The 9,019-nt window shown below is 67.3% G+C and carries 8 protein-coding genes; 5 read left to right on the top strand and 3 right to left on the bottom strand.

Features of this window, described 5'->3' with window-relative positions; translation table 11 throughout:
• Positions 1-119: 119 nt before the first annotated feature.
• The gene (locus ACFV15_RS11700; protein ID WP_378350166.1) at positions 120-1,508 is read right to left on the bottom strand and encodes an FAD-binding oxidoreductase; all 1,389 of its coding nucleotides are present in this window, start codon (positions 1,506-1,508) and stop codon (positions 120-122) included.
• Between the two features lie 36 nt (positions 1,509-1,544).
• On the opposite strand from ACFV15_RS11700, the gene ACFV15_RS11695 reads away from it, so the two are divergent.
• Positions 1,545-2,546, top strand: coding sequence for a glycosyltransferase family 2 protein (locus tag ACFV15_RS11695; protein WP_378350165.1), 1,002 nt, complete (start codon positions 1,545-1,547; stop codon positions 2,544-2,546).
• Complete coding sequence (locus tag ACFV15_RS11690) at positions 2,543-4,132, top strand: alkaline phosphatase family protein (RefSeq protein ID WP_378350164.1); 1,590 nt, start codon at positions 2,543-2,545, stop codon at positions 4,130-4,132. Before ACFV15_RS11695 ends, ACFV15_RS11690 begins: the two co-directional genes overlap by 4 nt.
• Here ACFV15_RS11690 and ACFV15_RS11685 read toward each other — a convergent pair.
• Together ACFV15_RS11685 and ACFV15_RS11680 are read right to left on the bottom strand one after the other, a co-directional pair.
• Positions 4,095-4,520: a PPOX class F420-dependent oxidoreductase gene (locus ACFV15_RS11685; protein WP_378350163.1), complete on the bottom strand. Its 426-nt coding sequence runs from the start codon at positions 4,518-4,520 to the stop codon at positions 4,095-4,097. The genes ACFV15_RS11690 and ACFV15_RS11685 overlap by 38 nt on opposite strands.
• Before the next feature lie 7 nt (positions 4,521-4,527).
• Positions 4,528-4,716 carry a DUF397 domain-containing protein gene (locus ACFV15_RS11680; RefSeq protein ID WP_378350162.1) on the bottom strand — a complete coding sequence of 63 codons (189 nt, stop codon included), beginning with the start codon at positions 4,714-4,716 and terminating at the stop codon, positions 4,528-4,530.
• 176 nt (positions 4,717-4,892) lie between these two features.
• Here ACFV15_RS11680 and ACFV15_RS11675 point away from each other — a divergent pair, with 176 nt between their 5' ends.
• From ACFV15_RS11675 to ACFV15_RS11665, 3 genes are read left to right on the top strand one after another with little or no spacing between them, the layout of a single operon-like run.
• Complete coding sequence (locus ACFV15_RS11675) at positions 4,893-5,390, top strand: MarR family winged helix-turn-helix transcriptional regulator (RefSeq protein ID WP_378350161.1); 498 nt, start codon at positions 4,893-4,895, stop codon at positions 5,388-5,390.
• Positions 5,387-7,918, top strand: coding sequence for an MFS transporter (locus ACFV15_RS11670; protein WP_378350160.1), 2,532 nt, complete (start codon positions 5,387-5,389; stop codon positions 7,916-7,918). Before ACFV15_RS11675 ends, ACFV15_RS11670 begins: the two co-directional genes overlap by 4 nt.
• Positions 7,915-8,742, top strand: a complete 828-nt coding sequence (locus ACFV15_RS11665) for a YceI family protein (protein WP_378350159.1) — start codon at positions 7,915-7,917, stop codon at positions 8,740-8,742. Before ACFV15_RS11670 ends, ACFV15_RS11665 begins: the two co-directional genes overlap by 4 nt.
• Positions 8,743-9,019 lie beyond the last annotated feature (277 nt).

Below are 9,019 nucleotides of genomic sequence, written 5' to 3'. Positions count from 1 at the left end.
CGTCTAACCCCAACAACACCACCCCCCCGGGGGGGGGGGGGGGCGCCCCCCCCCAACAAATATTGGGGGGGGTGGGGGGGGGGGCCCCCCCCCCCCCCCCCCCAACGCTCACGAGTCCTTTACAGCGAAAACATCGAGCCCGGGTTGAAGAGGTTGCCTGGGTCGAGTGCTTGCTTGATCTGCCGGTGCACCTTCAGCCCGACCGGCCCGATCTCTCGCGCGAGCCACTCGCGCTTGATCTTGCCGATGCCGTGCTCGCCCGTGACCGTGCCGCCCAGCGAAAGCCCGATCTCCAGAATCTCGTCGAACGCCTGCTGGGCGCGGGCGAACTCGTCCTCGGAGTCCGGCGAGTACACGATCGTCGGGTGCATGTTCCCGTCGCCGGCGTGGCCGACCACCGCGATGCGCAGGTTGACTTTTTCGCTCACCCGCTGGCATCCGGCGATCAGTTCGGCGATGCGTGTGCGCGGGACACAGACGTCATCGGTGAGCCAGACGCCGTACATCTCCAGCGCGGTCAACACGATGCGGCGCGCCTGCAGGAGCATGGTGCCCTCGGCGATGTCGTCGGTCGAGTAGGCGAGCGTGGCACCGCAATCGACGCAGATCTGTTCCAGCGCGGCGAGTTCGCCGCGCGCGACCTCGCCGCCGGAATCGGATTGGGCGAGCAGCAAGGCCTGGCAGTCGGAGCCCGCGCCGAGGTCGGTCTTGAGATACGTCTCGGCGGCCTTGATCGACGTCGCGTCCATGATCTCCAGCAGCGACGGCACCAGGCCCTCACGCACGACCCGGGCGACCGCTTCACCCGCGGCCTCGGTGGTGCTGAAGCCCGCGACGAGCGTGGAAGGCGCTTGGGGCAACGGCTTCAGCGCGACCGTCGCCTGGGTGATGACGCCCAGAGTTCCTTCGCTGCCAACGAAAAGCCGCGCCAGGTCGTAGCCTGCGACTCCCTTCACCGTGCGTCGGCCGGTCTTCAGGAGCGAGCCGTCGGCGAGGACGACTTCCAGTCCCAGCACCGAATCCGTGGTCACGCCGTACTTCACGCAGCAGAGCCCACCGGCGTTGGTGGACAGGTTGCCGCCGATGGTGCACCAGTCGTAGCTGGAGGGATCCGGCGGATAGAACAGGCCGTGTTTTTCAACGGCGTTGCGGAAATCGAGGTTCACCACGCCCGGCTGGACGACCGCGAGCCGGTTGCCCGCGTCGATTTCGACGATCTGGTCGAGCTTGGTCAGCACGAGCATCACGCAGCCGTCGATGGCGTTCGCGGCGCCGGAAAGGCCACTGCCCGCGCCGCGCGGCACGATCGGCACGCCCGCCTCGGCGCAGGCACGGACAGTCGCCTGCACACCCTCGACATCGACAGGCAACACCACTGCCAGCGGTTTTCCGACGGGCGCGAGCGGCATCATGTCGCGCGCGTAACTGTCCGTGACATCGGCGTCGGTGAGCACGGCTGCGGTGCCGAGCTCCTCACGCAGGCGAGTGACGAGGGCGTCGTTGCTCATGCGTCAACGGTAACTCCATCGGCTATCGTCGCCCGGGTGGATCACCAGGCAATGGCCGAAGAGCTGGCCAGGCTGCGCACCGTCGTCGAAGAGCAGGGCAAGGCCCTCGAGCACATGACGCGCTGGCTGGAGGATCACGGCCGCGCGCTGGTGGATCACGGCAAGGAGTTCACCGGCATCAACGAGCGGCTCGGCGCGCTCGAGCCGCTCAAAGAGGCCATGCGGCACAACAACGACTGGCTCGACGGGCACACGACCGCGTTGGAAGGCCTGCACATCCGCGCCGGTGAGCTGGAGAGCGCGGAGTCCGTGCACGTGTTCACCCAGTGGCTCGGCCAGCTCGAGCTGACCACGGGTCCCAAGATCTCGGTCATCATGCCGACCCACAACCGCGCCGGACTGCTGCCGCGCGCGGTCGCTTCCGTGCTCACGCAGGCGTATCCGAACCTGGAACTGGTGCTCGTCGACGACGCCAGCTCCGACGAAACCCCCGAGGTCATCGCGGGTTTCGACGATCCGAGGGTCCGGGCGATCCGCACCGAGCACGGCGGTGTCTGCGCGGCGCGCAACGCGGGACTCGATGTGGCGACCGGCGAGGTCATCGCCTACCTCGACGACGACAACACCATGCACGCGCTCTGGCTCAAGGCGCTGGCCTGGGCATTCGGCAAGCATCCCGAGGTCGAAACGGCTTACGGCGGCTTCGTCATCGACGACATCGAACGCGTGCATCGCGGCGCCGGTGGCAGCCTGCCCAAGCTGATGCTGCGCCCGTACAGCCGCGAGGTACTGCTCAAGGAGAACCTGGCCGACATCAGCGCCGTCGGCCACCGCGCCGGGCTCCCGGCCGCGCGCTTCGACGAGTCACTGCGCGAAATGGGTGACTGGGACCTGTTCTGCGCGCTGACCACCGACCGCGAACCGATGCTCATCCCGGCGATCGCGTGCTTCTACTCGACGGACGCGCCGGACCGCCTGTCCAACGGGCCGACCTATGACGCGGACTTCGCCAAGGTCCGTCGGAAGCACGCACAATGACCAAGATCCTCGTCGTCGCACTGGATGCCTGCGACCCCGGCACCATCCGCGCCATGGCCGCGGACGGTGAGGTGCCCACGCTGGCGCGGTTGCTCGAAGAGAGCGCGTCGGCCACCACGCGCAACCCGTACGGGCTGTTCGTCGGTTCGCTGTGGAGCAGCTTCTTCACCGCGCGCACGGCCGCGCGGACCGGGTTCCACTGCTGGGAAGAGGTCGACACCAAGACCTACGAGCGCAGGCTGACCAGTCCGCTGGAAATCCGCGGCACCCCGTTCTGGGAGACGTTGTCGGCGGCGGGCAAGCGCGTCGCCGTGCTGGATGTGCCGCATTCGAAGGCGAAACCGTTGAACGGCGTGATGGTCTGCGAATACGCTTGCCACGACCGGCATTTCGGCTTCCACACCTCGCCGCCGGCGCTGGCGAAGGAGATCGAGACCGAGATCGGCCTGACCCCGATCCTGACCGCCGAGCCGCAGCTCGTCCGCGACTGGGCACCGGACGACTACCTGCACCGCGACGGCGATCACCGCACGGCCGCCGAGGAACGCGCCCTGACGCATGGTCTCGTCGACGGCATCGGGCTGAAGACGCAGGTGTCGACGCAACTGCTCGCGAAGAGTGACTGGGACCTTTTCCTTACGGTCTACGGGGAATCGCACAGCATCGGCCACCAGCAGTGGCATCTGCACGACCCCGGACACCGCTCCTATGTCGCGGCCTTGGGCAAGGAGCTGGATCCGATCCGGTCGGTCTACCGGGAGCTCGACGCCGCGATCGGCGAGCACCTGGCGCTGGTCGAACAGGACACGACGGTGTTCGTGCTGCTCAGCCATGGCATGGGCCCGCGCTACGAGGGCAGTCATCTGCTGCACGAGCTGCTGCGGCTGCTCGACCAGTCCGCTACCGATGGCTTCCGCGGGTCTTCGCTGAAGCAGTTCGCCAAGCGGAAGGTGTCGGATATGCCGACGCTGGCGTCGGGCGTGCTGCCGTTTCTTCGGCGGCGGCTGGCGCGGAACCCGCTGCCGGCGGTGCCGAACTGGGCGACGCCCGAGCAGCGTGCCCGTCAGCGATACTTCTTGTCTCCCAACAACTTCGTGTTCGGCGGAGTGCGGATCAACCTCGAAGGCCGCGAGCCTTCCGGGGTCGTCAAGCCCACCGACTACGACGCGGTGTGCGACCAGCTGACCGAAGACCTGCTCGCGCTGGTCAACGTCGAGACGGGCGAGCCGGTGGTCCGCGCGGTCTCGCGCACTTCCGACCACTACGACCGCGAAGCCGACGATTCCTTGCCCGACCTGCTGATCGACTGGGGCCGCAGCGGTCCGATCGAGACGGTCTGGTCAGCGAAGACCGGCGTCGTCCATGGCCCGGACACGCATTGGCGCACCGGCGACCACCGGCCAGGCGGCCTGCTGCTGGCGAGCGGGCCCGGCTTCACGCCGGGCACCGCACTGCCGGACATGGACGTCGTGGACTTCGGGTCGAGCCTCTCGGCGATGCTCGGCGTGACGCTGGACGACGACACCGACGGCCGCGTCTTGGACTGGGCTACCTCGTCGTCCCGTACACCCGCTCGATCCGAATAGTCAGCAGCACGCGCTCGTCGGACACCATCGCGGCGCGGTACTCGTCCCAGTCCGGGTGCTCGCCCTTGATGCGGCGGTACAGGTCCACGAGTGCATCGACCGTGGCGTCATGAGGGTCTTTCGCGACGTCCGTGAGCTCGGCGGTGCCCTCGGCGACCGCGTAGGACCAGCCGTCCGGCAGCGTCACGTGGTAGCTGGCACGCGGGTCGCGGCGGAGGTTCTTGGTCTTGGCGCGCGGCTCCGTGATGGAGACGAGGATCGATCCCGCGTCGGCGTCGTAGAGGTGCGTGACGTTGGAGAGCTGCGGCCTGCCATCACGCTTGAGGGTCGCGAGCACGCCGAGCTGGACCTCGCCGAAGAGCCTGCGGAGCGCTGTGTCGTCGGTCATAGTGCGGTCAACCCTCGACACGGTCCTCGAATTCCCGCGCAGCAGCAGCCTGGAGGACCAGCGAACCGGCCTCGGATGCCGCCGGGTCCCGGACGGCGACCGCTGCGGAAAGCACAGCGACCTCGACACAGCCACCGCCTGCTCCCCGTCCCTGGCTTGATCCACCGAACCCCGGAAATACCAGCCTATCGGGCACTACAAGTCACTATCACGGGTGAACAAACCGGTCAAAAAACCCAGGTGCCGATACTTGTACCGGCTAACTATGGTGTCGTCTGACACACAGTCAGTTATTTGACTTGCGCAACCAACCGCACGGGCACATCCTTGCTTGAGGCAACTAGTTGCAGCCGCCAAATAAGCAGGGAACCCATGGACACGACCAAAGCCGAGCTCGACCTCGCCGATGAGCTGGGTTACGAGCTCGTCCGCTTTGTCCGGCTCATCAACCGGGCGAAGTCGCAGGTGGCCAAGCAGGGACCGGACGGCGTCGAGCGGGCCGCTTACGCGATCCTGTTCACGCTCATCCACGAGGGCCCGCAGCGCACCAGCAGGCTCGCCGAGTCCTTGCACTCCGAGATCTCCACGATCAGCCGCCAGAGCAGCTCGCTGGTCCAGCATGGACTGGTCGAGCGCCAGGCCGATCCCGAGGACGGCCGCGCCTGCCTGCTCGCGCCGACCGCCGAGGGGCACCGGGTGTTCGAGGAGAACCGCAAGGTGCGCAACGAATGGCTGGCCGAAGTGCTGCACGACTGGTCCGAAGAGGACCGCCAGACCCTGAATTCCCTGTTCGGCCGTCTCAACTCCGGCATCGAAAAACACGCTCCGCAGCTTGCGGACCAACCCCAGGCCAAGGGGGCCACCGCATGAGTTCCGCCGTCGCACCACCAGCCGCCGAGGCGCCCAAGCTCAGTCACCGGCAGATCGTCACGATCCTGTCCGGGCTGATGATGGGCATGTTCCTCGCGGCGCTCGACCAGACGATCGTCGGCACCTCGATCGTCAAGATCGCCAACGACCTGCACGGCTTCGACCTGCAGGCCTGGGCGACCACCGCGTACCTGATCACGTCCACGATCGCGACGCCGATCTACGGCAAGCTGTCCGACATCTACGGGCGCAAGCCGTTCTATCTGGCCGCGATCTCGATCTTCGTGGTCGGCTCGATCGCCTCGACGTTCGCGCAGTCGATGTACCAGCTCGCCGCCTTCCGCGCGGTGCAGGGCATCGGCGCGGGCGGCCTGATGTCGCTCGCCTTCACCATCATGGGCGACATCGTCCCGGCGCGGGAACGGTCCAAGTACCAGGGTTACTTCCTCGCGGTGTTCGGCACGTCGACCGTGCTCGGCCCGCTGCTCGGCGGCTTCTTCGCCGGGTTCGACAGGCTCGGCGGGATCGCGGGCTGGCGCTGGGTGTTCCTGATCAACGTGCCGATCGGCATCATCGCGCTGGTCGTGGTCTCGTTCGTGCTCAACGTCCCGCACGCGCGCCACGATCACCGCATCGACTGGTGGGGCGCGATCTCGCTGACCGTCGCCGTCGTGCCGTTGCTGGTCGTCGCCGAGCAGGGCAACAAATGGGGCTGGGACTCGCGTAACTCCCTTATCTGCTACGGAATCGGCGTCGTCGGCATCATCGCGTTCATCCTCATCGAGAAGGCGATGAAGGACGAGGCGCTCATTCCCTTGCGCCTGTTCAAGAACTCGACGTTCAGCGTCGCGATCGTCGGCGGTGTCATCGTCGGTGTGGCGATGTTCGGCGCGATCACCATGATCCCGCAGTACATGCAGGTCGTTCAGGGCTACACGCCGACCCAGTCCGGTCTGCTGATGCTGCCGCTGATGCTGGGCATCATGTCCGGCTCGGTCATCTCCGGCCAGATCACCGGCCGCACCGGGCGGTACAAGTTCATCCCGGTGCTCGGCACGCTGCTGATCGCCGTCGGCACGTTCCTGTTCTCGCAGGTCGAGTACGACAGCAAGCTGTGGATGCCGCTCACCTTCGCCGCGATCATCGGGTTCGGCCTCGGTGGCTGTATGCAGACGCTGATCATCGCCGTGCAGAACGCGGGACCGCGTCGCGACATGGGCGTCTCGACCGCGTCGGCGACCTTCTTCCGCCAGATCGGCGGCACCGCGGGTGTCGCGGTGTTCCTGACGATTCTGTTCAACACGCTGCCTGGCAACATCTCGAAGGCGTTCGGCGGCAAGCTGCCCGAAGGCATGGGCAACGGGCTCGGTGACCTCCAGGCCGACACGTCCAAGATCCAGGCGTTGCCGCCCGAGCTGCGCATCCCGATCCTGACCGGGTTCACCGACTCGATCACGACCGTCTTCATGGTGGCTTCGGGTGTGGCCTTGCTGGCCACGGTCGTGTTGCTGTTCATGAAAGAGATCCCGCTCGTCGACGGCCCGGCGCCCGCCGCCGCCATGGAAGGCGCCGAGTCGCTGTTCGAGGAAGAGGCTCCGGCCGAACCGGCCGTGGAAGAGGTCCGCGAGCCTGCGCTCGTCGGCGCCGGGAAGCACGCCATCGCCAGCGAGAACGGGCACGGCGAATACAAGCCGGACACGGGCGCGCTGACCTTGCCCGCGGCCGAGCTCAGCTCCGACTCCGGCGGCGGGCAGCCGGTCACCGGGCACATCCGGCGGCAGGACGGCACGCATGTCACGGGCGCGGCGCTGACGTTGATCGACCAGCGTGGCCGCCAGGTCGCGCGTGGCACCGGCGCCGCCGACGGCAGTTACTCGGTGACCACCCCGCTCAACGGCACCTACGTGCTGATCGTGTCAGCGCCGGGGCACCAGCCGCAGGCGTCGAGCGTGGTCGTCGGCAACGGCCCGGCGAAGCTGGACATCACGCTGACCGGCTCGGGTGGCGTCACCGGCGTCGTCCGCAAGGCAGGCGAAGGCTCGCCGGTGGCTAACGCGACGGTCACCCTGACCGACGACCGTGGTGACGTGAGCGGCGCGTTCATCACGCTGGCCGACGGGGCGTTCACGTTCCAGGGCATCGGCGCGGGGCACTACACGCTGGTGGCGAGCGGCGAGCAGTTCCGGCCGGTCGCGCTGACGCTCACGGTGCCCGACAGCGGCACGATCGCGCACGACATCGAACTGACCGGCGCGGTCCGGCTGGCGGGCACGGCGACGACCGAGGACGGCCGGATCGTGCCCGACGCGCGGATCACCGTGCTCGACAAGGCAGGCAACGTGGCCGCGGTCGCCAGGACCGACGACGAGGGCAAGTATCTGCTGACCGACCTGCCCGAGGGCAAGTACACGGTCGTCGCCAGCGGCTACCCGCCCGCGACCAGCGAGGTCACCCTGGCGGCTGGCGCCGAGGCCCAGCACGACGTCCGGCTCGGCTACGACCAGGCCTTCGACGAGTTGCTCTCATGACGGGGCTGTCCGGGCAGATCCGCACGGCTGAAGGCTGGGCGGTCGAACACGCCGTGCTGACCGTGACGGACATGTCCGGACAGCAGGTGGCGCGGGTAGTGGCCAACTCGCAAGGTTCGGTGGTCACCCCCGCGCTGCCGTCCGGCATGTACACGGCGGTGATCACGTCGTCCGGCTACAACCCGGTCGCGAAGACGGCGCAGATCGGCTCGGACGGGACGGGCTCGATCGGCCACATCTCGCTGGTGCCGGTCGAAGGCGCCTTGGAGCTCCCGCCGCCCGGCCCGTGGACGATCGACCCGGCACACTCGTCGGTGGTGGCGACCGCGCGGCACCTGGGGATCGCGAGCATCAAGGCCCGCTTCCCCGAGCTGACCGGCACGATCATGGTCGGCAGGCCGGTCGAGCAGTCCTCGGTACACGCGGAGATCACCGCGGCGGCGATCGACACCGGCATCAAGATGCGCGACGACCACCTGCGCTCGCCCGATTTCCTGGACGTCGACCGGTTCCCGACGATCGTCTTCGACAGCACCGGCCTGCGTCAGCGTGGCAGTGATTCGTGGACGCTGTCGGGGCTTTTGCGGCTGCATGGGGAAGAACGATCGATCGACCTGGACCTGCGGTATGGCGGCTACTCGGCCGACCCGTGGGGTGGGGTGCGCGCCGCCTTCCACGCCGAGACGCAGCTGCACCGGAACGACTTCGCGATCAACTACAACGCGATCATCCGGGCCGGGGTGGCGGCTATCGGGACGAACGTGAAGATCGAGCTGGATATCGAGGCTGTGCAGGGGTCTGCTCTGCCTGACCTGGGGGTTTAGGTCGGTTCTTGGCTGGCTTTGGTCGGTGTTTTTGTGGTGAACGGGGCGTTTGCAACCTTGAGCGTTGTGAACGCCCCGTTCACAACGCTCAGGCTCGTTTTGGTTCGGGCATATTGGGGCAAACCGGTCAGCCTGGGCGTGTGGAGCCTGGCTGGACGTGACAAGAGTGGCGTTTGTAACCCTGAGCCTGGATCCGCCGAGGATCTTGGTGAGTTGATCGTGTCGTGGACGCGCAGATGCCCTCTGACTTGGGATGATTGTTCTTGCGAAGGAAACA

Source organism: Amycolatopsis sp. NPDC059657, assembly GCF_042734395.1.
Taxonomy (GTDB): Bacteria; Actinomycetota; Actinomycetes; order Mycobacteriales; family Pseudonocardiaceae; genus Amycolatopsis.
Note: the sequence above shows the minus strand (reverse complement) of the source record. Positions and strands in the feature narration are given on the sequence as shown.

Excerpts from the sequence above, each read along its gene's own strand:
- ACFV15_RS11700 (WP_378350166.1), bottom strand. The coding sequence starts at position 1,508 with ATGAGCAACGACGCCCTCGTCACTCGCCTGCGTGAGGAGCTCGGCACC.
- ACFV15_RS11690 (WP_378350164.1), top strand. The coding sequence starts at position 2,543 with ATGACCAAGATCCTCGTCGTCGCACTGGATGCCTGCGACCCCGGCACC.
- ACFV15_RS11685 (WP_378350163.1), bottom strand. The coding sequence starts at position 4,520 with ATGACCGACGACACAGCGCTCCGCAGGCTCTTCGGCGAGGTCCAGCTC.
- ACFV15_RS11675 (WP_378350161.1), top strand. The coding sequence starts at position 4,893 with ATGGACACGACCAAAGCCGAGCTCGACCTCGCCGATGAGCTGGGTTAC.
- ACFV15_RS11670 (WP_378350160.1), top strand. The coding sequence starts at position 5,387 with ATGAGTTCCGCCGTCGCACCACCAGCCGCCGAGGCGCCCAAGCTCAGT.
- ACFV15_RS11665 (WP_378350159.1), top strand. The coding sequence starts at position 7,915 with ATGACGGGGCTGTCCGGGCAGATCCGCACGGCTGAAGGCTGGGCGGTC.